The 21,011-nt window shown below is 55.5% G+C and carries 22 protein-coding genes; 11 read left to right on the top strand and 11 right to left on the bottom strand.

Annotation, left to right across the window (positions count from 1 at the left end):
* Nucleotides 1-49: 49 nt before the first annotated feature.
* Nucleotides 50-214 carry a hypothetical protein gene (locus J2X72_RS16320; protein WP_183661544.1) on the bottom strand — a complete coding sequence of 55 codons (165 nt, stop codon included), beginning with the start codon at nucleotides 212-214 and terminating at the stop codon, nucleotides 50-52.
* Between the two features lie 227 nt (nucleotides 215-441).
* Here J2X72_RS16320 and J2X72_RS16315 point away from each other — a divergent pair, with 227 nt between their 5' ends.
* Both J2X72_RS16315 and J2X72_RS16310 read left to right on the top strand, forming a co-directional pair.
* Nucleotides 442-990 (top strand): DUF1003 domain-containing protein, encoded by a 549-nt coding sequence (locus J2X72_RS16315; protein WP_310073481.1) that lies wholly within the window; start codon nucleotides 442-444, stop codon nucleotides 988-990.
* A 292-nt stretch (nucleotides 991-1,282) separates the two neighbouring features.
* The gene (locus J2X72_RS16310) at nucleotides 1,283-1,696 is read left to right on the top strand and encodes a cupin domain-containing protein (RefSeq protein WP_210003054.1); all 414 of its coding nucleotides are present in this window, start codon (nucleotides 1,283-1,285) and stop codon (nucleotides 1,694-1,696) included.
* Nucleotides 1,697-1,729: 33 nt separating this feature from the next.
* Here the strand turns inward: J2X72_RS16310 and J2X72_RS16305 are convergent, their stop codons facing one another.
* Nucleotides 1,730-2,470 (bottom strand): hypothetical protein, encoded by a 741-nt coding sequence (locus tag J2X72_RS16305; RefSeq protein ID WP_310073479.1) that lies wholly within the window; start codon nucleotides 2,468-2,470, stop codon nucleotides 1,730-1,732.
* Nucleotides 2,471-2,897: 427 nt separating this feature from the next.
* Between J2X72_RS16305 and J2X72_RS16300 the strand changes: the two genes are divergently transcribed.
* Nucleotides 2,898-3,065 (top strand): hypothetical protein, encoded by a 168-nt coding sequence (locus J2X72_RS16300; protein WP_210003057.1) that lies wholly within the window; start codon nucleotides 2,898-2,900, stop codon nucleotides 3,063-3,065.
* 452 nt (nucleotides 3,066-3,517) lie between these two features.
* Here the strand turns inward: J2X72_RS16300 and J2X72_RS16295 are convergent, their stop codons facing one another.
* Nucleotides 3,518-3,967: a GatB/YqeY domain-containing protein gene (locus J2X72_RS16295; RefSeq protein ID WP_310073477.1), complete on the bottom strand. Its 450-nt coding sequence runs from the start codon at nucleotides 3,965-3,967 to the stop codon at nucleotides 3,518-3,520.
* 270 nt (nucleotides 3,968-4,237) lie between these two features.
* Between J2X72_RS16295 and carA the strand changes: the two genes are divergently transcribed.
* Nucleotides 4,238-5,482 (top strand): glutamine-hydrolyzing carbamoyl-phosphate synthase small subunit, encoded by a 1,245-nt coding sequence (gene carA / locus J2X72_RS16290; protein WP_310073476.1) that lies wholly within the window; start codon nucleotides 4,238-4,240, stop codon nucleotides 5,480-5,482.
* A gap of 13 nt (nucleotides 5,483-5,495) precedes the next feature.
* Here the strand turns inward: carA and J2X72_RS16285 are convergent, their stop codons facing one another.
* Nucleotides 5,496-6,416 (bottom strand): aldo/keto reductase, encoded by a 921-nt coding sequence (locus J2X72_RS16285; RefSeq protein ID WP_310073474.1) that lies wholly within the window; start codon nucleotides 6,414-6,416, stop codon nucleotides 5,496-5,498.
* A gap of 82 nt (nucleotides 6,417-6,498) precedes the next feature.
* On the opposite strand from J2X72_RS16285, the gene J2X72_RS16280 reads away from it, so the two are divergent.
* On the top strand, nucleotides 6,499-6,972 hold the full coding sequence (locus J2X72_RS16280; RefSeq protein WP_310073471.1) for a nuclear transport factor 2 family protein: 474 nt from the start codon (nucleotides 6,499-6,501) through the stop codon (nucleotides 6,970-6,972).
* Between the two features lie 6 nt (nucleotides 6,973-6,978).
* On the opposite strand, the gene J2X72_RS16275 is transcribed toward J2X72_RS16280, so the two are convergent.
* Nucleotides 6,979-8,250: a TCR/Tet family MFS transporter gene (locus tag J2X72_RS16275; protein WP_310073469.1), complete on the bottom strand. Its 1,272-nt coding sequence runs from the start codon at nucleotides 8,248-8,250 to the stop codon at nucleotides 6,979-6,981.
* A gap of 209 nt (nucleotides 8,251-8,459) precedes the next feature.
* Entirely contained in the window at nucleotides 8,460-8,924 is a 465-nt protein-coding gene (locus J2X72_RS16270; protein WP_210003064.1) for an Lrp/AsnC family transcriptional regulator, read from the bottom strand.
* A gap of 144 nt (nucleotides 8,925-9,068) precedes the next feature.
* Between J2X72_RS16270 and J2X72_RS16265 the strand changes: the two genes are divergently transcribed.
* Complete coding sequence (locus J2X72_RS16265; RefSeq protein WP_310073467.1) at nucleotides 9,069-9,791, top strand: aspartate/glutamate racemase family protein; 723 nt, start codon at nucleotides 9,069-9,071, stop codon at nucleotides 9,789-9,791.
* Nucleotides 9,792-9,892: 101 nt separating this feature from the next.
* Here the strand turns inward: J2X72_RS16265 and J2X72_RS16260 are convergent, their stop codons facing one another.
* Complete coding sequence (locus J2X72_RS16260) at nucleotides 9,893-10,822, bottom strand: neutral zinc metallopeptidase (protein WP_310073465.1); 930 nt, start codon at nucleotides 10,820-10,822, stop codon at nucleotides 9,893-9,895.
* Between the two features lie 533 nt (nucleotides 10,823-11,355).
* On the opposite strand from J2X72_RS16260, the gene carB reads away from it, so the two are divergent.
* From carB to vapC, 3 genes are all read left to right on the top strand, one after another.
* Nucleotides 11,356-14,841, top strand: a complete 3,486-nt coding sequence (gene carB, locus J2X72_RS16255) for a carbamoyl-phosphate synthase large subunit (RefSeq protein ID WP_210003067.1) — start codon at nucleotides 11,356-11,358, stop codon at nucleotides 14,839-14,841.
* An 87-nt stretch (nucleotides 14,842-14,928) separates the two neighbouring features.
* Entirely contained in the window at nucleotides 14,929-15,162 is a 234-nt protein-coding gene (gene vapB / locus J2X72_RS16250) for a type II toxin-antitoxin system VapB family antitoxin (RefSeq protein ID WP_310073463.1), read from the top strand.
* A complete protein-coding gene (gene vapC / locus J2X72_RS16245) occupies nucleotides 15,162-15,560 on the top strand; it encodes a tRNA(fMet)-specific endonuclease VapC (RefSeq protein ID WP_310073461.1) in 399 nt (132 codons plus the stop codon). The genes vapB and vapC overlap by 1 nt, the downstream gene beginning before the upstream one ends.
* 20 nt (nucleotides 15,561-15,580) lie before the next feature.
* On the opposite strand, the gene J2X72_RS16240 is transcribed toward vapC, so the two are convergent.
* The gene (locus tag J2X72_RS16240; protein WP_210003070.1) at nucleotides 15,581-17,365 is read right to left on the bottom strand and encodes an ABC transporter ATP-binding protein/permease; all 1,785 of its coding nucleotides are present in this window, start codon (nucleotides 17,363-17,365) and stop codon (nucleotides 15,581-15,583) included.
* A gap of 598 nt (nucleotides 17,366-17,963) precedes the next feature.
* On the opposite strand from J2X72_RS16240, the gene J2X72_RS16235 reads away from it, so the two are divergent.
* On the top strand, nucleotides 17,964-18,176 hold the full coding sequence (locus J2X72_RS16235; RefSeq protein ID WP_106718517.1) for a cold-shock protein: 213 nt from the start codon (nucleotides 17,964-17,966) through the stop codon (nucleotides 18,174-18,176).
* Nucleotides 18,177-18,294: 118 nt separating this feature from the next.
* Here J2X72_RS16235 and J2X72_RS16230 read toward each other — a convergent pair whose 3' ends face one another.
* Nucleotides 18,295-18,909: a glutathione S-transferase family protein gene (locus tag J2X72_RS16230; RefSeq protein ID WP_210003071.1), complete on the bottom strand. Its 615-nt coding sequence runs from the start codon at nucleotides 18,907-18,909 to the stop codon at nucleotides 18,295-18,297.
* 258 nt (nucleotides 18,910-19,167) lie between these two features.
* Here J2X72_RS16230 and J2X72_RS16225 point away from each other — a divergent pair, with 258 nt between their 5' ends.
* Nucleotides 19,168-20,370 (top strand): pyridoxal phosphate-dependent aminotransferase, encoded by a 1,203-nt coding sequence (locus J2X72_RS16225; RefSeq protein ID WP_210003072.1) that lies wholly within the window; start codon nucleotides 19,168-19,170, stop codon nucleotides 20,368-20,370.
* A gap of 36 nt (nucleotides 20,371-20,406) precedes the next feature.
* On the opposite strand, the gene J2X72_RS16220 is transcribed toward J2X72_RS16225, so the two are convergent.
* Nucleotides 20,407-20,727, bottom strand: coding sequence for a type II toxin-antitoxin system PemK/MazF family toxin (locus J2X72_RS16220; protein ID WP_310073457.1), 321 nt, complete (start codon nucleotides 20,725-20,727; stop codon nucleotides 20,407-20,409).
* Nucleotides 20,721-20,882, bottom strand: a complete 162-nt coding sequence (locus J2X72_RS16215) for a hypothetical protein (protein WP_310073456.1) — start codon at nucleotides 20,880-20,882, stop codon at nucleotides 20,721-20,723. The genes J2X72_RS16220 and J2X72_RS16215 overlap by 7 nt, the downstream gene beginning before the upstream one ends.
* Nucleotides 20,883-21,011 lie beyond the last annotated feature (129 nt).

The following is a 21,011-nucleotide window of genomic DNA, read 5'->3' as shown; positions in this document are numbered from 1 at the left end:
CGGCGCATCTAAACGAACGCCATTTCACTTGTGCCAGTGTGTTTCGTGTTCAATAATCGCGATGAATGTGATTGTTGGATCCAATAAAGGCGCCCATGGCAGTGCCGATCAGCAGTCCAAGAAGTACATTGCCCATGATTGCTTCGCCAACACCCGCGCCAACTGACAGTCCAGCCAGCATTCCAATAATGGTAGACCAGGTTTGTTCTTTCATTTTAGCCTCCGTTTTTTATTATCAATGAACGCCGCAAAGTCATTCGAGTTCCACGGGGCGCTGGCAAGGAGGCCTTGTGGCCGCTCTGAAATTGGGACTGCTTTAAATGGGTTCACGCGAATCAAGTTGCGCGTCGCTGAAGACAACAAACGGGCAAAACACGTTTATGATGTTTCTGGATTTCGCGTGACAGGCGTCAATTTGAGCAAAGCGATCGGAACAAGAGAATGACCAATGCCGAAGAAGTGAAAAAAGGCTTGTGGGATGCGGAACGAAAGCTGCTTCACCATTTGAGGGCAATTCGTCGGCGCGATCGCAACATCAAGCCCGCCGATCTCGAAAATCAGCTCACACGCGGACAAAAGATCGCTGACAAAGTTGCCGCAACGATGGGATCCTGGTCATTCATCATCATCCAGACGACAATCCTGTTTTTCTGGATTGTGCTCAATGTCACCGCCTATGTGCGGGAGTGGGATCCCTATCCCTTCATCCTTCTCAATCTGGCTTTGTCGTTCCAGGCCGCCTACGCCGCTCCTTTCATCATGATGAGCCAGAACCGCCAGCAGGATATCGATCGGAAGGAAGCGGAGAACGACTATCGCATCAATATCAAAGCAGAGCTCGAAATCGAATTGCTGCACGAGAAGATCGAACTTCTTCACCAGAAGATCGACCAGATGCGGGAAAAGGAAGTGGTGACCCTGGCGGAGGCAGTCGAGGAACTCGCAACACAGAAGCAACCGCCTGAAGAGGCCGGTGACACTTCCAAATAAAAAGGACCGCTGCGGGAGGAGGTGCAGCGGTCCTGATTGCAAATGTACCGCGGGAGGAGGTGCAGTACATTCCATGTTGGGGTATCTGGGAGGAGAAGAACCCAACACCGATAGGATAGCACCGCACAAAAATCTGGCAACTTACAAAAATGCATAATAGCTATGCAAATTGTCGCATTGACCAGATCTATGCCGATTCACCCTGTAAGAACCGCACGCCGTCGAATTTCGCTGCTGCCAACCCCTTTGTGTTATTGTTCATGCCGGTGATGAATTCCATGGAGGGCTAGCGATGGATGCAAAATCAAAACCCGCCTGCCGTATTGTCAAACCCCACCACACCTATGGCGGCAAGCAGGGGCTCGACTATTTCGAAGGTATAGCGGCGGAGACGGTCGGATCGACAGGCATCTGCATGCATCTTCTGACTATCCCACCTGGCGTGCGCGCCAAGGCGCACCTGCACGAGACTCATGAAACAGCGATCTATATGCTATCCGGCGAGGCACATACCTGGTACGGCAATCGACTGGAGGAGCACGTCGTGGTGCATGCCGGAGAGCTTTTCTATATTCCGGCCGGCGTTCCGCATCTGCCGGCCAATCTCAGCAGTACGCCTTGCACCGCGATCATTGCCCGCACTGATCCGAACGAGCAGGAAAGCGTTGTACTGCTGCCGGAGCTGGATGCATTGGTGCCCGTTTGAGCCAGCTGCGTCCCGGTGTTTCGAGTTGAAGTGTCAGGACACGGCAAGAATTTGATCGATTGCCGTGTCGAATTTTTTCGCGATCTTCTTCGAAGCTTTTTCGTTCGGGTGAAGTTCATCATGCCAATTGCCCTGGCAGCAATTTCTCGCATCGACAAGATGCACCTTTGCGGATGAATCTGCCACTCCCGCCAGCAATTCATAAAATCTGTCGACGGAGTACTTTACGATCTCTTTGGCGATATCGCTGTCCCAGGCGTACCCCAGCGCCTTGAACGGTTTGCCGAGCCATGGCCCGTTGTTGCGCGGCTGCGCATAGTCATACCCCTGCAGCAGGACATGGGTGTAGCCGCTTGACCAGACGTTGACGTTTTTCACCATCTGTCTGTATCCGGCTTTGAGCCCGTCCAAGATTTGTTTGAATTCGCTATCCTTGATGTAGTCACGCGGATCACTGGAGCCTCCGCCTTGCGAAAAGCGCTTGACGTACTTGGCCAAGCTCCCGCCGCCAAGAAAGTCGTTGCCGCCACCTGAAAATATGAAAAACTGCCTTTGTCCCCCCGAGATCGGTTGTTTGTATTGGGGCGGATTTTTTGTAATTTCCGCGAACGTGTCGCCCGGAAAACCAATATTAAGTGTGTCATACTTTGCGGTATCTTTTGCGAGGGCGTTAACAAAGGTCATTTCGTATCCCAACGCGCTCGATTCGGGCCAGAGGATGTTGATCCAGGAATCTCCCTCGGCAAGTATCTTTATTCTGCCTCCCACCGCCATTGTTGTGACAAGCTGCTCCGCGAGCGTTATGCGCCGCATTGTCCTAACGGCATCAGATGCCGAAACACCCTTCAGCGGCGTGATCTTGAACACGAGAGCATTTTTTGGATCTGGCTCCATCTTGAAAGCCGACTTGAAATCCAGATGAGCAGCGGTTTTAGCCATGACAGTCTCCCCAAAAGCTGGCGCACCAATGACAATCCGAGGTGGAACGATATGCCGTCACGGAGCATTCCGCCATAACCACAGCGGAAATTGAGTGAAGCTAAAGGCAAGTAGGACGATATATTTGGAGCTAGGGCTCTGCAGATTCCCGAAACGGTCAAACCCTCGGTCCGCGCCGAGCATAATTTCCGCTTCACGGCATCATGAGCAAAATGCCCAAGTTTTTCTGACAATATCGCTGCCAAAACAAGGTTGAGTGATCATGAAGCGCAAGTCAAAAACCCCGGAGAGCCCCCTCGACAAACACACTGTGGAAGAGCTGGAGTTTCAGGAGCGTCTGATTATCAAATACGTGAAAGAGGGTATGACGCGCGAGGAAGCGGCAATGCAGGCGCTCGCCGATTTGCGGGAGAAAATGGATCGGCGCTGAACCAACGTATATTGTGACCGACCTGGTTAATCTATGCTAGACTAGCAGTCTTGGGCTTCGAACTTAGGAGCAAACGATGAGATCAAGAACAATCTTATTGACGTTGGCTTTGGGCGCAATACTGGCGTCCGGCTCCGCGACCGTATCGATGGCGCACGGTAAAACTTATGGCGCCTATAAATACCACGTGCATCGCGTTGACGGCCTCTGGCGTGCGAACGGTTATTGGTACCCGCAATTTAGAGACTGCTATTTCCCGTACCGCTACGATCTTCCCGTCTATTGCGACGAATCCACTCGACGCTTTTCGCAGCGGCACGAGTGGGGCCGAGGCACAAGGCTTATCAGAAAATAAGCTAAAGCAAGTTTCGTCTATTCAGAGCCCATTGGGTCGGCAGTTCATCGCCTTCGGATCGAACGCCCGCAGGTGTCGCACGTGGCGATGAACCCGCCTATTGCAGAATCTCTTTGACGATGCTGCTGGCTTTGCTGAAATCCATCTGGCCGGCATATCGTTCCTTGAGCACGTTCATGCTTTTGCCCATATCGCGCAGGCCGCTTGCACCGATTTCGTCGATAACCTGCCTCGCCGCATCGCGGATCTCCGCGTCACTCAATTGCTTCGGCAGGAAGTCGCGAATGATCTCGATTTCCGCGCGTTCCTGTGCGGCGAGTTCCGAACGGTTGCCCTCTTCGTAAAGCTTTGCGGATTCGTCGCGCTGCTTGATCATCTTGGCAAGAATGGAACTTATCTCATCACTCGTTGCTGGCTCCTTGCCCGAACCCCGGTTGAGAATATCGCGATCCTTGATGGCGGACATGATCAGGCGCAGCGTCGGCACACGGTGCTTGTCTTGTGCCTTGATGGCTGTGGTCAGTGCTGCTGCGATGGTATCGCGCATATCTAGAGCCTCCTGGTTGCGCGCACTCTATGGCTGGCTCGACGCGAAAACAATCATCATCCCATGCGGTCTGGCATGATTCCACGAAGAGTTCTTGTGTCGCAATTGACGTTGAGTGCGGCTTTGTTTATGGACTGGGTCTTAGCCAGACATTTTGTTGTTGCTGCGGTGGGGAGCCAAGTCACCACCGCGTTCAGCCATGTCATATGGAACGTTGGACGGCGTTTTTCAACGCCGGCAACGACGCAAGCCCACGTTCAGGAGTGCCGCATGACCACCAACACAACGACAGACGCCGGTACATCGTCAAAGACCGCGGGCTGGACTGAATTCAAGCCGACGGCCTTGCTGGTTCTGGCCGATGGCACCGTCATCGAAGGCAAGGGCCTTGGCGCGACCGGTATCTGCGAAGCGGAAGTCTGCTTCAACACCGCGCTTACCGGTTACGAGGAAATTCTCACCGATCCGTCCTATGCGGGCCAGATCGTTACGTTCACCTTTCCACATATAGGCAATGTCGGCACCAACAAGGAAGACATCGAGGATCTGACCCCAGCCAATCGTGCCGGCGCGGTTGGCGCAATCTTCAAGGCCGACATTACGTCGCCTTCGAGCTATCGCGCTGCCGACCACCTGGATCATTGGCTGAAAGCGCGCGGCGTCATTGCTCTGGCTGGCGTCGACACGCGTGCCCTGACGGTTCTCATCCGCGAGAAGGGTATGCCGAACGCGGTGATTGCCCATGACCCCGACGGCAAGTTCGATATTCCAGCACTGAAAAAGCGCGCCGCGGCGTGGCATGGCCTGCTTGATCTCGACCTCGCTAAAGACGTTACTTCTGGGCAGAGTTCCGTTTGGACTGAGAAGCCATGGGTCTGGAGCGAAGGCTTTGACGAGCAAACGGCGCCGGAGTTCCACGTGGTCGCCATCGACTATGGCATCAAGCGCAATATCCTCCGGCTCATCGCCGGTCTCGGCGCAAAAGTCACCATTCTCCCGGCTTCGGCCACCGCCGAAGACGTTCTTGCCCATAAACCGGATGGCATCTTCCTCTCTAATGGACCAGGTGATCCGGCGGCGACCGGCAAATACGCGGTTCCGGCCATCAAGGAGCTTATCAAAACCGACATTCCGGTCTTCGGCATCTGCCTCGGTCACCAGATGCTGGCGCTCGCACTTGGCGGCGATACCAAGAAGATGCATCAGGGCCATCACGGCGCGAACCATCCGGTGCGCGATGACACAACAGGCAAAGTCGAGATCGTTTCAATGAACCACGGCTTTGCCGTCGATGCCGAATCCTTTCCGGATGGTGTCGAAGAAACCCATATCTCGTTGTTCGACGGCAGCAATTGCGGCCTGCGCGTTGTCGGCCGTCCGGTCTTTTCAGTGCAGCATCACCCCGAAGCATCGCCCGGCCCGCAGGACTCACATTATCTGTTCCGTCGGTTCTTCAACCTGATCCGGGAGAGCAAGGGCATGGAGACATTGCCCGAACGGGAACACGCCGCCTGATGAGGGTCAGGACCTAGGCAACGTCGTGACCAGTGCTTGCCTTTAATATCGCAAACCACTGCTGGCGGTCGAGTTCGATATCGAGCGCAGATACCATCGCGGTCAACCGCTCGACCTTGAGACTGCCAAGAACCGGGATCAGCCTCGCCGGATGGCGCAACAGCCATGCGATCGCTATCGCAGATATGTCAGCTACGCCGATCTCATCTGCGACCGCTTTCAAAGCCTCACGCACGCGTTGTTCCTGCGCCCCATCGCCCGTGAACAGACTACCGCCACCCAGCGGAGACCAGATCATGGGCGCATAGCGCAGGCGTTGTGCGTGATCGAGACTGCCGTCCGAAAGCGGCATGGTATTCAGGACCGACATCTCGATCTGATTGGTGACCAACGGAAAGGGCAATCGGGAAGCCAGCAGATCGAATTGCGAAGGCGAAAAGTTGGAGACGCCGATTGCTCTCACCTTCCCTGCCTTGACGATAGCCTCAAGCACTGCCGCTGTCGCATCAGCATACATCAGCGGATCGGGGCGATGAATAAGCAATAGGTCGATATAGTCCGTGTGCAGGTTCGTGAGCGAACGATCCACCGAGGCTTTGATGTGTGCAGCACTGGTATCATAATGCTTTATCCGGTTACCGGGCCGCGCATCCGACCTCAGCATGATATCGCATTTGGTAATCAGTTCGAACGCTTCGCGCTTGCCGCCCCAGCGCTTGAGGCCGGCACCGAACGCTTCCTCAACACCATAATTCCCGTAAATATCCGCGTGATCGAAACTCGTCATGCCTAGATCGATCGCCGCGGCGACAAGTCTTGCCACCCCGTCCGCATCAGGTTTTTCCGGCTCGTTCAACAAGCGCCAGGCACCAAGAACCAGCCGGGACAGGGTCAGGCCGCGGGCATTGAGTGCAATACGCTTTTCATAGGACATGGAAAAATCACCTCGGTTGGAATAATCATTGCCTCGATCAGTTACGTGCGACGCACGGACGTAGAAAAGAGGAGTATCTATCATGCCGGAACAACGCCCGCCCCTACCTCCATTTACTCGCGAAACCGCGATGCAAAAAGTCCGTGGCGCAGAGGACGGTTGGAACAGCCGCAACCCCGAGCGCGTATCGCTGGCATATACGATCGACAGCTATTGGCGCAATCGTGCAGAGTTTGTGGAGGGGCGTGAGGCCATTGTGGCCTTCCTCACGCGCAAATGGAATCGCGAACTCGACTACCGGCTGATCAAAGAGCTTTGGGCATTCACTGACAACAGAATCGCTGTCAGGTTCGCCTACGAATATCACGATGACTCCGGCAATTGGTTCCGCGCCTATGGCAATGAAAACTGGGAATTCGACGAGAATGGATTGATGCAAAAGCGCTTTGCTTGCATCAACGACCTCCCGATCAAGGAATCTGAGCGCAAGTTTCACTGGGATCGGTCTGGACCACGCCCAGCCGATCATCCCGGCCTGTCTGACCTGGGACTATAGCGCCTCTTATCCGGCCTCGTTCTGGGCCAGCGCACCCGGAACGAGCGCCTCGTCTCCGGCCAGCGATGGCTTTTCGACGCGCAGCACAAAGACAATCAGGCCGATCAGCACGAAAACTCCGCCGAGCACATAGGGCGCGCCACTAAAGGTGATCGAGGCACCCGGCGCGGTGAAGATCGCAAATATCTGCGTGAAAATCAGTGGCCCGATGATGTTGGTGATGCTGAACAGGCTGGTCATCGCCCCTTGCAGTTCGCCCTGCTCCGATGCGGGCACCTTGGCGGACGCGATACTACGCATGGCCGGATCAGCGACGCCTTCGAGACAGGTCACGACAATCACCACATAGACCAGCCAGCCCTGCCAGGCGCTGGCATAGCCGAAGAAACCGAGCACAGCGAAGGTAAGGCCGATGACAGCCGTGCGCCATTCGCCAAATCTCGACACGATGCGTGGCAGAACAAGCCCCATGACGATTGCGGCACAGAGGCCGTATATGCCAAGCGACACCCCGATATCGCTTTCGCTCCAGCCATAGCGATAACTGCCGACATACGCCCACACAGCTGGATAGGACATATGCCCCAGCGTCAGCATGAAGAACACCAGCCCGATCCACAGAATACCGGTGTGCTTGCGCATCTGCTTCAGGGCGCCAAGCGGATTGGAACGCTTCCATTCGAATTTGCGGCGGTCTTTCACGGCGAGCGTTTCCGGCAGAAGGAAATAAGCGGCAACAAAATTCAGAAACGAGATCAGCGCCGCCCCATAAAACGGTATGCGTGGGCCAAACTCGCCGAGGAAGCCGCCAATGATCGGTCCGAGAATAAACCCAATGCCGAATGCAATGCCAAGCAGGCCGAAATTCTTCGCACGGTTTTCGTCCGTGCTCACGTCGGCGATATAGGCGGAGGCCGTGGAATAACTGCCGCCGCTGATACCTGAAAGGATTCGGCCAATCAGCAGGATGGCGAAGTTTGGCGCAAGCGCGCAAATCAGATTGTCCAATGCGAAGGTAATAACCGACGTCAGCAATACTGGCCTGCGGCCGAAACGATCGCTCAGATTCCCGATCAGCGGCGCAAAGACAAACTGCATTCCGGCATACGCGAAAAGTAGCCACCCACCGTAAATTGCTGCATTCCCCACATCCGTGCCGGTGAGTTCTTCAAGATATTCGGGCAGTACCGGCACGATGATGCCAATGCCGATAATATCAAGCAGCAGTATCATGAAGACGAGCGTCAGGCCGCGTTTGGCCAGGATAGGGTCAATCATCGGAAAACTCGCAACTGGCGTTTATGTCCGCGATTGCGCGGAAAGTCGTTGTATTGGATAAGATGGCCCGAAACAATACGTGAACATGATCAGGAAATCCGCTATTCCGCCACCAGAAAGTGCCTTTTTGGTCGAATCCTCCTGACAAACCCTGTCAATTAGTCCGCAACCTGAGGCTGGGGCTCAAGTCAGCCCGGCATCACCATAATCTAGCGGGCATAGTGCGTAGGGACTGCGGTCGTGGCTTTCAATGTTTCCATCGAAACGGAAGCGGATATGTCGAAGAATTCGACCTTCTCCACAAGCGCCTTATAGATGTCGTCATAGGCTTCGACGCGCGGCAGTACCAATTTCAGGATATAGTCGATCGTCCCGGTCATGCGATGCACTTCGACAATTTCGGGAATATCGATGATCGCCGCGCGAAACTGTTCGAGCCAACCGGCAGAATGACGGGCTGTACGCACGATCACGAACATCGTCGTGGGCAAGCCGGCGCGTTCACGATCCAGAAGCACAACCCGCTTGGAAATATAGCCATCATCCTCCAGACGCTGGATGCGCCGCGAACAGGCCGAGATCGAAAGGCTTACCCGATCGGCCAGATCAGAGACTGCAAGCGACGCATTGTCCTGCAACAAATTGAGAATCTTGCGATCACGATCATCGAGCATCTCGCCTCTCCAGCAATTTCTCAGCGCAATGGTAGGATTATACGCCGGATTTTTGTCCGTTCGCAAGCAACTTCCACAAACTTTGCCAACACTCCGCGGCGATGCCGATTTATGATCCGCCAGAAAACAACTTGAGGACTTGCGATGCGCACTATCGGACTGATCGGCGGAATGAGCTGGGAGAGTACGGCGGTCTATTACCGCCAGATCAACGAAATGGTCCGAGCGCGTGTGGGCGGTCTCGCCTCAGCTAAACTCGCCGTGCAATCGCTGGATTTCGCCGAAGTCGTCGCGTTACAGAAATGCGACCGCTGGGATGACGCCGCAGCTCTTCTTTCGGGCGCAGCGAAACGACTTGAAGGCGCCGGTGCGGATTGCATCCTGATTTGCACCAACACGATGCATCTGGTGGCCGATGCGGTTGCTGCGTCCGTCAATGTTCCGCTCATCGATATCAGGCATGCAACCGGCCGCACGCTGAAGGCAGCGGGCAAGAAGCGGCCCCTACTTCTTGCGACGCGCTACACAATGGAGCACGGCTTTTACGCCGATTACATGCGTGACCATTTCGATATAGAGTTGATGGTGCCCAACGAGATTGACCGCGCCAAGGTGCACTCTGTGATCTTCGACGAACTCTGCTGTGGTGTCGTCAGGGATGATTCCCGTCACGCACTGGAAAAGATTGTCCAGCGCGGCAAGGATGCCGGTGCCGACTGCGTCATTCTGGGTTGCACGGAGATTTGCCTGTCCCTGACCGACGACAATCTCGCTCTGCCGGTGTTCGATTCGACGACCATTCACTCAAACGCCGCCGTGGCACATGCGCTAGGCTTGGATTTCTTGAGTGAGCAGGACGCGGGTTGATCGAAGGAAGCAGCGCGACCGCCCTTGACTCTCCCGTTGTGGGAGAGAAAGGATTTCCCCGGATCTAGCCTCTTCGTTAAATCCGGGAGGGATAACCAGGCTCAAATATTTCCGCTGAAAGTATCGCAGCTCTCGAGCTTGCCGCTGTCGAAACCGCGTTTGAACCAGTTGGCGCGCTGAGCCGACGTGCCGTGGTTGAAACTTTCCGGCACGACGTAACCCTGCGTCCTCCGCTGGATATTATCATCGCCGATCTGCTGGGCGGCATTGAGTGCCTCTTCAAGATCGCCAGCTTCAAGTATGCCTTGCTGCTTGGTGAAATGCCCCCAGATACCGGCGAAGCAGTCCGCCTGAAGCTCGACGCGCACAGACATGGAATTCGCGTCAGCTTGGCTCATGTTCTGCCGCATCGCGTTGAATTTCGGCAGGACGCCAATAAGGTTCTGCACGTGATGCCCTACTTCGTGTGCCAAGACATAGGCCTGTGCAAAATCCCCGGAAGCACCGAATTTCTGTTCGAGTTCGTCATAAAAACTCAAGTCGATATAGAGCTTCCTGTCGCCGGGGCAGTAAAATGGTCCCGACGCAGCGCTTGCAAAGCCACAGGCGGAGCGGACTTGGCCGCTGAACAGCACCATGGTCGGAGCCGGATATTGCTGTCCTTCGGCCTGGAAAATACCGCTCCAGACGTCCTCGGTCTCGGCAAGAACAGTGCGCGCGAACTGCGTCATTTGATCGTCGTTCTTGACCGAGGTGTCGCCGCTTGGCCCTTGGCTCTGGCCGGGCACCAGCTGGCCGCCGTCTTCGCCGACCAGTATCTGCATCGGATCGATGCTCGTGCAGAATTTCAGGAAGAGGAAAATCGCGGCAAGGATGAGGATACCGGAAAATCCGCCGCCACGCGCCATGCGCATACCCGATCCGCCGGGAATTCGAAAGCCGCCACCGCGGCCAATACCGCCGGGAAAACCGCCGCCCTCGCCGCGTTGATCTTCAACATTGTCACTCTGCCTGCGGCCCTGCCAACGCATTTCCTGTCTCCCGGTTCTTGCATCGGCACAGACGTCGATGCGTTGTAGTACCAACAGTATAGTGCGATATTTGTTTCACGCACGGTGCTATTTTTCAACGTGTCGCTGCAGTCGATGGATAATCAATTTTCGTGACCGATTAATGCACACGATATATTTGGCCGAAAACCGCTGCGAAAAACCGCAAAATCGCGCGTTTTTGGGGTTACACAATGCGCTTCCTTTGCCTATAAGGCAGCCTAGAGCGAGCTATGACCATATAGGATCGTTCTGCCGGAGGGAATCTGGTTCAAGGTCGAGGGGTTTGGAGCAAATTCGCCCGGTCCTGGCGGCCCCCACTTTGTCAGGCGGCTTCGTCCGATGAATCACATCGGCCTCGCCACCTTCCGCGTGGATGTCTCGCCATCCGGGGGACAGAACTGATCCAATATGGTCGTATCTCGCCCTGACCTCGCATTTGGGATTATTTGCCTGCCCGTACGGTCAAAACCGTGCGGTTTTTTGTGCAGCACGCTATTGATAGGAACGTACCCATGCCAAAACGCACCGACATCAAATCTATTCTGATCATCGGCGCAGGTCCGATCATCATCGGTCAGGCATGCGAATTCGATTATTCCGGCACACAGGCCTGCAAGGCACTTAAGGAAGAGGGTTATCGCGTTATCCTCGTCAATTCCAATCCTGCCACGATCATGACCGATCCGGAGTTGGCGGACGCCACTTATATCGAGCCGATCACCCCGGAAGTTGTTGCCAAGATCATCGCCAAGGAGCGCCCCGACGCGCTGCTGCCTACCATGGGCGGGCAGACTGCTCTCAACACCGCGCTGTCGTTGCGTCGCATGGGTGTGCTTGACCGCTACAATGTCGAGATGATCGGTGCCAACGCCGAGGCCATCGACAAGGCCGAGGACCGCGCGCTTTTCCGCGAGGCGATGGCCAAGATCGGTCTCGAAACGCCCAAATCCATGTTGGCCAATGCCACCGAGGTCAAGGATCACGACCGCAAGTTGCACCAGGAGCAGCGCGAAGCCGTAAAAGCCAGATATTCCGGCGCCGAACTCGACGCGGCTTTGGACAAGCTTGAGACAGAGTGGCAGCTTGGCGAAGGCGACCGCAAGCAGCGCTATGTTTCCCATGCGCTTGGCATGGCAGGTGCGGCGCTCGATCACGTCGGGCTTCCCGCCATTATCCGCCCATCCTTCACCATGGGCGGCACCGGCGGCGGCATCGCCTACAATCGCACCGAGTTCTACGAGATCATTGGCAGCGGTCTCGATGCGTCGCCGACGACTGAAGTTCTGATCGAAGAATCCGTCCTCGGCTGGAAGGAATACGAGATGGAGGTTGTCCGCGACAAGGCGGATAACTGCATCATTATCTGCTCCATCGAAAACATCGATCCGATGGGCGTCCATACGGGCGACTCCATAACCGTCGCCCCTGCCTTGACCCTGACGGACAAGGAATACCAGATCATGCGCAACGCCTCGATCGCGGTGCTGCGCGAGATTGGTGTCGAGACCGGCGGCTCGAATGTGCAGTTCGCAGTCAATCCGGAAAACGGCCGTCTGATCGTTATCGAAATGAATCCGCGCGTGTCGCGTTCGTCGGCGTTGGCGTCAAAGGCAACGGGCTTCCCGATCGCCAAGATCGCGGCGAAACTTGCCGTCGGCTACACACTGGACGAGCTCGACAACGACATTACCGGTGGAGCCACACCCGCTTCGTTTGAACCTTCCATCGACTATGTCGTCACCAAGATCCCGCGCTTTGCCTTCGAAAAGTTCCCCGGAGCCGAACCGACCCTGACGACTGCGATGAAATCGGTCGGCGAAGTCATGGCCATCGGCCGCACCTTCAAGGAATCACTGCAGAAAGCGCTGCGTGGCCTCGAAACCGGGCTTACCGGCCTCGACGAGATCGCAATTCCCGGGCTTGGCGAAGGCAATGACAACAATGCCATCCGTGCAGCCATCGGTGTGCCTACACCGGACCGCCTGCGTATGGTGGGCCAGGCCCTGCGTCTTGGGCTCTCCGTCGAGGAAGTTCACGAAGGCTGCAAGATCGATCCATGGTTCCTGGAACAGATGGCAGAGATTATCGCGACGGAAGAGCGCGTGCGGGAGCATGGCCTGCCGCAGGATGCGCAGAACCTGCGCATGTTGAAAGGCATGGGCTTTTCCGATGCGCGCCTTGCCAGCCTGGCCAAAATCGAGCCCAGCGAAGTCACCAAGCTGCGTCACAAGCTTGATGTTCATCCGGTTTTCAAGCGCATCGATACCTGCGCCGCCGAATTTGCTTCGCCGACCGCCTACATGTACTCGACCTATGAAGTGCCGTTCGCCGGAGCGCTCGCGTCCGAAGCGCAAGTTTCCGATCGAAATAAAGTTGTCATCCTTGGAGGCGGGCCCAATCGTATCGGCCAGGGTATCGAGTTCGACTATTGTTGCTGCCATGCTGCCTTCGCGCTACGCGATGCCGGCTACGAAGCCATCATGATCAACTGTAATCCCGAGACTGTCTCGACGGACTACGATACGTCGGACCGGCTCTATTTCGAACCGCTGACCGCCGAAGACGTGCTGGAGATCCTGCGCGCCGAACAGACGGCCGGAACGCTGCACGGCGTCATCGTTCAGTTTGGTGGTCAGACTCCCCTGAAGCTTGCGGATGCCCTCGAGAAAGCCGGCATCCCGATCCTCGGCACCTCACCTGATGCAATCGACCTCGCCGAAGATCGCGACCGGTTCCAGAAGCTCCTGATCAAACTCGACCTTGCCCAGCCGAAAAACGGCATCGCCTATTCCGTTGAACAGGCTCGCACCATAGCCAGCGAACTCGGCTTTCCGCTCGTCGTTCGCCCGTCCTATGTTCTGGGGGGCCGGGCCATGCAGATCATCCACGACGAACGCGGCCTGCAGAGCTACCTGCTTGATACGGTGCCGGAACTCGTGCCCGAGGATATCAAGCAGAAATATCCGAACGACAAGACCGGCCAGATCAACACGCTGCTCGGTAAAAATCCGCTCCTGTTTGACCGCTATCTGAGCGAAGCAATCGAAGTCGATGTGGACTGCCTCTGCGATGGCAAGAATACATGGGTTTCCGGAATCATGGAGCATATCGAAGAGGCCGGCATTCATTCCGGCGACAGCGCCTGTTCGCTTCCGGTACACTCGCTTTCGGCCGAAACTGTTGCCGAACTCGAAAAGCAAACCGCTGCGCTCGCCAAATCGCTCAATGTCGTCGGCCTGATGAACGTGCAGTACGCCATCAAGAACGGCACAATCTATGTGCTTGAAGTCAATCCGCGTGCCTCGCGCACGGTGCCTTTCGTCGCCAAGACCATCGGTACGCCGATTGCCAAGGTTGCGGCGCGTATCATGGCTGGCGAAACGCTGGATGAAGCATTGGCCAACTATGGCGGCAAACCTTCGGCTACGGCGCGCAAGCATATTGCGGTGAAAGAAGCCGTGTTCCCTTTTGCGCGTTTTCCCGGCGTCGATACGTTGCTTGGACCGGAAATGCGCTCGACCGGCGAAGTCATGGGCCTCGACTACGATTATGCCTTGGCATTCGCCAAGTCACAGCTTGGTGCAGGTGTCGACTTGCCCCGCGACGGAACGCTGTTCGTATCGGTGCGCGATGAGGACAAGCAGCGCATCCTCGCACCGGTAAAACGTTTGGCCAAGTTGGGGTTCAAGATTCTCGCTACCGGCGGCACCGCCCGCTTCCTTGGCGAAAACGGTGTCGAAGCGCAGAAAATCAACAAGGTGCAGGAGGGCCGCCCGCATGTGGAGGATGCCATTCGCAACCGCCAGGTGCAATTGGTCTTCAACACTACCGACAGTGCCAAGGCGATCTCGGATTCGAAGTCTCTGCGCCGTGCAACATTGATGCAGAAGGTACCCTATTATACAACGCTGTCGGGAGCCGACGCAGTCGCCGAAGCCATCGCCGCGTTGAAGGCTGGGTCGCTGGAAGTAAGGCCCCTGCAGGATTATTTTCTCTGACGTCCTGCCAATCAACGAAGTCGTTGTCTTGCCATTTTCCGAGCTCTGTCCTATGTATATCCCAATGGGATGTACATAGGATTCACCATGGCTAGCTCCACCGTTTTTACGACCAATCGCAGTCAGGCCGTCCGCTTGCCGAAAGCAGTCGCTTTTCCAGAAGACGTGCACCAAGTGGATATCCTTAAGATCGGCCAAGGCCGTCTCGTCGTTCCTCAAGGCAAGCGTTGGGATGATCTTTTCACGCAGGGGCCGCGTTTGAGCGACGACTTTATGAGTGAACGCGAACAGCCTTCGGTCGAAGATCGCGAGCCGCTTTGATGCTACGGTATATGCTGGATACCAACATCTGCATTTATGTCATGAAAAACTATCCCCTTCAATTGCGGGAGAAATTCAATGCACTCGCAGAACAGCTTTGCATATCCAGCATCACACTGGGCGAAATGCATTATGGAGCGGAGAAATCAGCTCGCGCCATTGAAAATTTGAGAGCGATCGAACACTTTGTCAGTCGGCTGGAAGTATTGCCTTTCGCTGCAGGTGCGGCCGCGCACTACGGGCAGATACGTACAGCCCTTGAACGAGCCGGCACTCCGTGCGGATCGCATGATATGCAGATAGGTGGTCACGCCCGCAGCGAAGGACTGGTTGTTGTGACCAACAATATGCGCGAATTTATACGCATGCCCGGGGTTTTGACCGAGAATTGGATTTAACCGTCCCGCAATCCGACCCGTCAAACGCCTGCAATACCCTCTTCTTCCAGTCCATGGCCGGATGGATCGCTGACGAAATGCAGTACCTTGGAGAAGACATGATCGTTTTTGTCCTCTCGCCCGATATGAACGACTGTTGATTTGGCCAGATCAACGCGCAGCACAGCGGTAACGCGTTCGTAGGCGTCCTTCTCCATACCGTCCAGCGCCTCATCGATCACGACCCAGGTCGGTTTATGCAGTTTGAGCCGGGCGAAAGCGAGAGACTGCTGTTCATCGTCGCTCAATTCCCTGTCCCAGCGCGCCCTGAAGTCAAGCATCGGTTCGAGCCGGGTCAAGCCCAGCTCGTGCAGCGCCGAGACAAGTTCCTCATCGGAAAATCCGTCTTTGCCGACAGGATAGGACATGGCTTCACGCAAACTGCCGGGAGGGAAATAAGGCAGGCGCGGCATAAAAAGAATGTTGGTATTCGCCGGCAGACTGACGGTCCCCGCCCCCCAGGGCCAGAGGCCAGCCATGGCGCGAAAGAGTAGGGTTCTGTCGATCCCGGGTTCGCTGGTGATCAACACACGCTCGCCCTCCTTGACCACGGCCTTCTTCTCCTTCAAGCGAACTGTCTCGCGCGGGGCCGTGATCTTCAGTTTGTCGAGGACGATCTGGTTAGTCTCCGATTGCGTGAACTTGATCCGTTGTTCGACGCTGTTCTTGATGTCGGTCGCCTGCACGGCCTGCCGGAACGACGTCACACGCAAGAGCGTGGCGCGCCAGTCGGCAATGGCGCCAAAATTATTGACGAACCATTTCAAGGCATCATGCACTTGGTTGAACGCCCCGATTGCCGCCATCAACCCGCCAAATGACAGGTTTCCGGCAAAGTAGACGGGAGCTGCCACGAGAATGGGCGCGACAATGGTGATCCAGCCATAACCGGAAGTGACCCAGGTCAGCTGTGTCAGCGCCGTGACCAGCAAGCGGATTGCCGCGAGGAGGCTGTCGATATCAAAACCGATCCGGCGATCCTCGTCAGCCTCGCCTCTATAGAGCGAAATTGCATCGATATGCTCATTAACGCGCATGAGCGAAAAACGAAGCTCGGACTCTTTCTGGTAGCGGTCCGCGTTGTACCGGATCAATTTACGTCCGACGAGCCAGCTCAGCCACGATGCGGAGGCGGCATAAAGGATTGCTGCCCAGACCATGTAACCGGGGATGGAGAAGCTATAACCATAGACATTGAACACGAAACCACTGGAAAACGTCCACAGCACGCCGATAAAGCTCACCAACAATATCGTGGCCTGCAACAATCCAAACCCGAGGTCAGTCGACATTTCCGAAAGATGCCGTGCATCTTCATGCAGACGCTGGTCCGGATTGACGCCGATTGGTCCAGAATTTGATAGCTTGAATGCCCGGCGCGGTTCAAGCCATTCACCGACCAGATCGCGGGTAAGTCCCTCCCGAAGTTTCAGCCGCGTCATCTGGTTCAGCCAGGTTTGTGCAACGTTGAAAACGAGAAGAACCGAAGCGATTCCGAAAAACACCATCAGCTGGTCGACAAATGCCGGGAAATCGCGTCGCGACAGTGAATCGTAAAAAGGGACATTCCAGCGGTTCAGCAGGACCTGGCCCGCTGAGGTGACGATGATGATACTGACAACGCCGAGAATCATGAGAATCAGGCGGTTGCGGACCGGCGATATCCAGTAGATATCCAAAATCACACGCAACTGGGAGAGCAGCCCTGCTTCCACTTCGCCCGCGACCGAGGTGGCTGTGGATCGGCTTGGTTTCTGCTCCGCCATGAGTCTCCCCCGTGGACGACCGCGATTCGGCCAGTTCACATTAGCATCTACTATTAGGTCGTGAACTCATACACCTGATGGAAATGGTATGAGGCCATCTTTTCGGATACAAGGAGCAAAGGCCAAGGAAATGTGGTTCATTTGCGAGCCTTTGCGACGATGTTGCCGGGAAGATGGACCGTATTCTCCGGACGCTGATCCGGCTGCAAGCTGCAGTGTCGAACCGTTCGGCCGGGGGAAAGATCCCGCCTTTCACGCTTCTCCTCGCATCTTCTTGCCGTTTCAGGCGCCATTTCTACCAGATTTATGAGTTACGACTTAGAACACGTCGGAAAGTGTGCTGAAATTCAACAAGAAATGTAGGGCCAAAATTCGCCTATGCAACCCGCAGCACTTAACCCTGACGATAAACCCATTTCAATATGGCTTGTTTTGGGGCAAATTCTGTCATATGTAATCCGCATCGATTTTATCGGTCGAGTGACTTTGCGACCTGCGTAACCTGTTGCGCTTCCTGATGAACTCCATTGCATAGGTTCGATTCCCTGGGCCGCAAATGTGCTTGCTGCCTGTCTTATATATCTGAAAGGAATTTCCCATGGCTACGGGAACAGTGAAATGGTTCAACGGCACCAAGGGCTACGGTTTCATCCAGCCTGATACTGGCGGTGCAGACGTATTCGTCCATATCTCCGCCGTTGAACGCGCAGGATTGCGTGGTCTCAATGATGGCCAGAAGGTCAACTACGAGATCGTACAGGACCGTCGTTCGGGCAAGTCGTCCGCTGACAACCTCAGCGTTGCTGGCTAATCCACATACGGGAATCGTCTGATTTCTGAACGCACAAGAGTTTAAAAGGCGGGATTTATCCCGCCTTTTTCGTTTTGGAGCCTGTAGTGAAAGTCGTTGCGGCTTTCACGACAGCCTCTTAATTCGGCAGCCATGTGATCGGAACGTGGCCCTCGTCGCCCGCAACGCGGCTCAGCCATTTTGCAACGGATGGATAGGCCGAGAGGTCATATCCGCCGCGATTGGCCTCGTGGGTATAGGCATAAAGTGCAATATCGGCGAGGCTGATACTACCGCCTGTGAAATAAGGCGTCTTCTGCAGCTGGTTTTCCATTACAAGCAACGCCTTGTTGCCGCCCTCCAGTGTTGCTGCCAGACGCTCGGGCGTCGCATCCTTTGCTCGCTCCGGATAGACCAGCAACGCCCGACGAACAGCGATATTCGGCTCATGCGTATATTGTTCGAAGAACAGCCATTGATACATCAAGGCGCGCTCGTACGAATCCTCGGGAACAAAGCGGCTGCCTTCCGCCAAATGAAGCAGAATGGCGTTCGACTCTGCAAGAAACCGTCCGTCGTCGAACTCAAGCAAGGGCACTTTGCCATTTGGATTCTTCGCCATGAATTCAGGTTTGCGTGTTGAACCATCGGTTGAAGAAATCGAAACGTGCTCGAATGGCATAGCCAATTTCGCCATCAAAAGCCGCGGCTTGTAGCAATTTCCTGAATCAGGCTGTGAATAAAGTCTTGGCATGGTGGCGGTCTCCTGAGAGCGTCGGTGCGGGCACACGAATGACGGCTTGGTTGGCGGGCGACTATTCCCATGACGAGCCGATATGTCCAATCATTTTGATTGAAGCATCCTTCAAACATTGCTGATGTATTCGGCATTCGATGCCACACCCTGCACAGAAACTGCATAATGTGAAGTCCCGCGAGCATGCTTTTGCTTGCGATTCGGCCGCCGTTGCGACATAGCAGGCCCGCAAACCCGTTTCAGGAGAACGATACCATGGCATTCCTCGCAGACGCCCTTTCCCGTGTGAAGATTTCCGCAACCATTGCGATCACCCAGAAAGCACGCGATCTGAAAGCCGAGGGCCGTGATGTCATCTCGCTGTCCGTTGGAGAGCCGGATTTCGACACCCCTGACAACGTCAAGGAAGCTGCAATCGCTGCCATTCGGCGCGGCGAGACCAAGTACACCCCGGTATCCGGTATTCCGCAACTGCGCGAAGCCATTGCCCGCAAGTTCAAGCGCGAAAACGAACTCGACTACAAGGCAAGCCAGACGATCGTTTCGACCGGCGGCAAACACGTTATCTACAACGCATTGCTCTCGACACTAAATCCTGGCGATGAGGTGATCTGCGTCGCGCCGTACTGGGTAAGCTACCCGGAAATGGTTTCGCTATGTGGTGGAACGCCGGTCATCGTGTCAGCCATTCAGGCCAACGCCTTCAAGTTGCAGCCGGAAGATCTGGAGCGTGCCATCACGCCGAAGACCAAGTGGATCATCATGAACTCGCCTTCCAACCCGTCCGGCGCAGCCTATAGCTGGGACGAAATGAAGAAGCTTACCGATGTCCTCGTGCGTCATCCGCATGTATGGGTCTTGACCGACGACATGTATGAACATTTGACCTATGGCGACTTCAAGTTCGTCACGCCAGTACAGGTTGAACCGAATCTCTATGACCGCACGCTGACAATGAACGGCGTGTCGAAAGCCTATGCCATGACCGGCTGGCGTATCGGCTATGCGGCCGGCCCGATCGAGCTTATCAAGGCCATGGACATGGTGCAGGGCCAGCAGACTTCCGGCACAAGCTCAATCTCGCAATGGGCGGCGGTAGAGGCCCTCGACGGGACACAGGCACATTTGCCGGTCTTCAAAAAGGCATTCGAAGGCCGTCGCGATCTCATCGTTTCGATGCTTAACCAGACCAACTTCCTCGAATGCCCCAAGCCCGAAGGTGCATTCTACGTCTATCCTTCCTGCGCGGCGGCGATCGGCAAAACGGCGCCATCCGGCAAGGTCATTGAAAACGACGAGGATTTCGTCACCGAGCTGCTTTCAACGGAAGCCGTGGCTGCCGTGCATGGATCGGCATTTGGCCTCGGACCGAACTTCCGCATCTCCTACGCGACGTCTGACGCCAATCTCGAAGAAGCCGGAAAACGGATCCAGCGTTTCTGCGCCAACCTTCGCTGAAGACCCTAAAAAACTGGGGGCCTCACGCCCCCTTCTCTACTCTTCGAACGCTGTTCTGAGCGCCGCGAGGGTTTTATGGAGCGTGGCGCCGGAAACCTGCCCCAACTTCCTGACAAGACGCTGCTTGTCGATCGTGCAGATTTGATCAAGGAGCACCAGGCCGTCCTTGCCCTGAAAGCGCAAAGCCACTCTAAAGCCGGCAGGACGGCTGCCCGTTGTCATTGGAGCAGCAATCACCGTGCGCAAATGATCAAGCATTTCTGGAGGTGAAATCAGGAGGCAAGGGCGGGTTTTCTGAATTTCGCTGCCGATTGTCGGATCGAGATTGACGAGCCACACATCGCCCCGATTCACCATTTTAGTTCGCCGTCGTCTTCATTGGGGAATTCCGGCCATACCAGGGCGTCATCGTTGTTTTCTGCGATCCTTTTCGCATCTTCAGCCCAGCCAGAACGCGGCGTATCCCGGACGGGGGTGATGATGATGCGACCATCTTCTACAAGCAAATCCACCTCATCGCCCGGCTGAGATAATGACCCCCGAGGAATTGCCCATTTTCCGAACAGCGCTTCGCATTTGCCGATCTCCTGTTACAACTTTGTTGCAACAAACCATCGATCAATGTGGGAATCATCCAAAAT

It is taken from the genome of Phyllobacterium sp. 1468, from assembly GCF_031455525.1.
GTDB lineage: Bacteria > Pseudomonadota > Alphaproteobacteria > Rhizobiales > Rhizobiaceae > Phyllobacterium.
Note: the sequence above shows the minus strand (reverse complement) of the source record. Positions and strands in the feature narration are given on the sequence as shown.

Bases quoted from the DNA above. Each gene is read 5' to 3' on its own strand.
- J2X72_RS16320 (WP_183661544.1), bottom strand. From the start codon at position 214: ATGAAAGAACAAACCTGGTCTACCATTATTGGAATGCTGGCTGGACTG.
- J2X72_RS16315 (WP_310073481.1), top strand. From the start codon at position 442: ATGACCAATGCCGAAGAAGTGAAAAAAGGCTTGTGGGATGCGGAACGA.
- J2X72_RS16310 (WP_210003054.1), top strand. From the start codon at position 1,283: ATGGATGCAAAATCAAAACCCGCCTGCCGTATTGTCAAACCCCACCAC.
- J2X72_RS16305 (WP_310073479.1), bottom strand. From the start codon at position 2,470: ATGGCGGTGGGAGGCAGAATAAAGATACTTGCCGAGGGAGATTCCTGG.
- J2X72_RS16300 (WP_210003057.1), top strand. From the start codon at position 2,898: ATGAAGCGCAAGTCAAAAACCCCGGAGAGCCCCCTCGACAAACACACT.
- J2X72_RS16295 (WP_310073477.1), bottom strand. From the start codon at position 3,967: ATGCGCGATACCATCGCAGCAGCACTGACCACAGCCATCAAGGCACAA.
- carA (WP_310073476.1), top strand. From the start codon at position 4,238: ATGACCACCAACACAACGACAGACGCCGGTACATCGTCAAAGACCGCG.
- J2X72_RS16285 (WP_310073474.1), bottom strand. From the start codon at position 6,416: ATGTCCTATGAAAAGCGTATTGCACTCAATGCCCGCGGCCTGACCCTG.
- J2X72_RS16280 (WP_310073471.1), top strand. From the start codon at position 6,499: ATGCCGGAACAACGCCCGCCCCTACCTCCATTTACTCGCGAAACCGCG.
- J2X72_RS16275 (WP_310073469.1), bottom strand. From the start codon at position 8,250: ATGATTGACCCTATCCTGGCCAAACGCGGCCTGACGCTCGTCTTCATG.
- J2X72_RS16270 (WP_210003064.1), bottom strand. From the start codon at position 8,924: ATGCTCGATGATCGTGATCGCAAGATTCTCAATTTGTTGCAGGACAAT.
- J2X72_RS16265 (WP_310073467.1), top strand. From the start codon at position 9,069: ATGCGCACTATCGGACTGATCGGCGGAATGAGCTGGGAGAGTACGGCG.
- J2X72_RS16260 (WP_310073465.1), bottom strand. From the start codon at position 10,822: ATGCGTTGGCAGGGCCGCAGGCAGAGTGACAATGTTGAAGATCAACGC.
- carB (WP_210003067.1), top strand. From the start codon at position 11,356: ATGCCAAAACGCACCGACATCAAATCTATTCTGATCATCGGCGCAGGT.
- vapB (WP_310073463.1), top strand. From the start codon at position 14,929: ATGGCTAGCTCCACCGTTTTTACGACCAATCGCAGTCAGGCCGTCCGC.
- vapC (WP_310073461.1), top strand. From the start codon at position 15,162: ATGCTACGGTATATGCTGGATACCAACATCTGCATTTATGTCATGAAA.
- J2X72_RS16240 (WP_210003070.1), bottom strand. From the start codon at position 17,365: ATGGCGGAGCAGAAACCAAGCCGATCCACAGCCACCTCGGTCGCGGGC.
- J2X72_RS16235 (WP_106718517.1), top strand. From the start codon at position 17,964: ATGGCTACGGGAACAGTGAAATGGTTCAACGGCACCAAGGGCTACGGT.
- J2X72_RS16230 (WP_210003071.1), bottom strand. From the start codon at position 18,909: ATGCCAAGACTTTATTCACAGCCTGATTCAGGAAATTGCTACAAGCCG.
- J2X72_RS16225 (WP_210003072.1), top strand. From the start codon at position 19,168: ATGGCATTCCTCGCAGACGCCCTTTCCCGTGTGAAGATTTCCGCAACC.
- J2X72_RS16220 (WP_310073457.1), bottom strand. From the start codon at position 20,727: ATGGTGAATCGGGGCGATGTGTGGCTCGTCAATCTCGATCCGACAATC.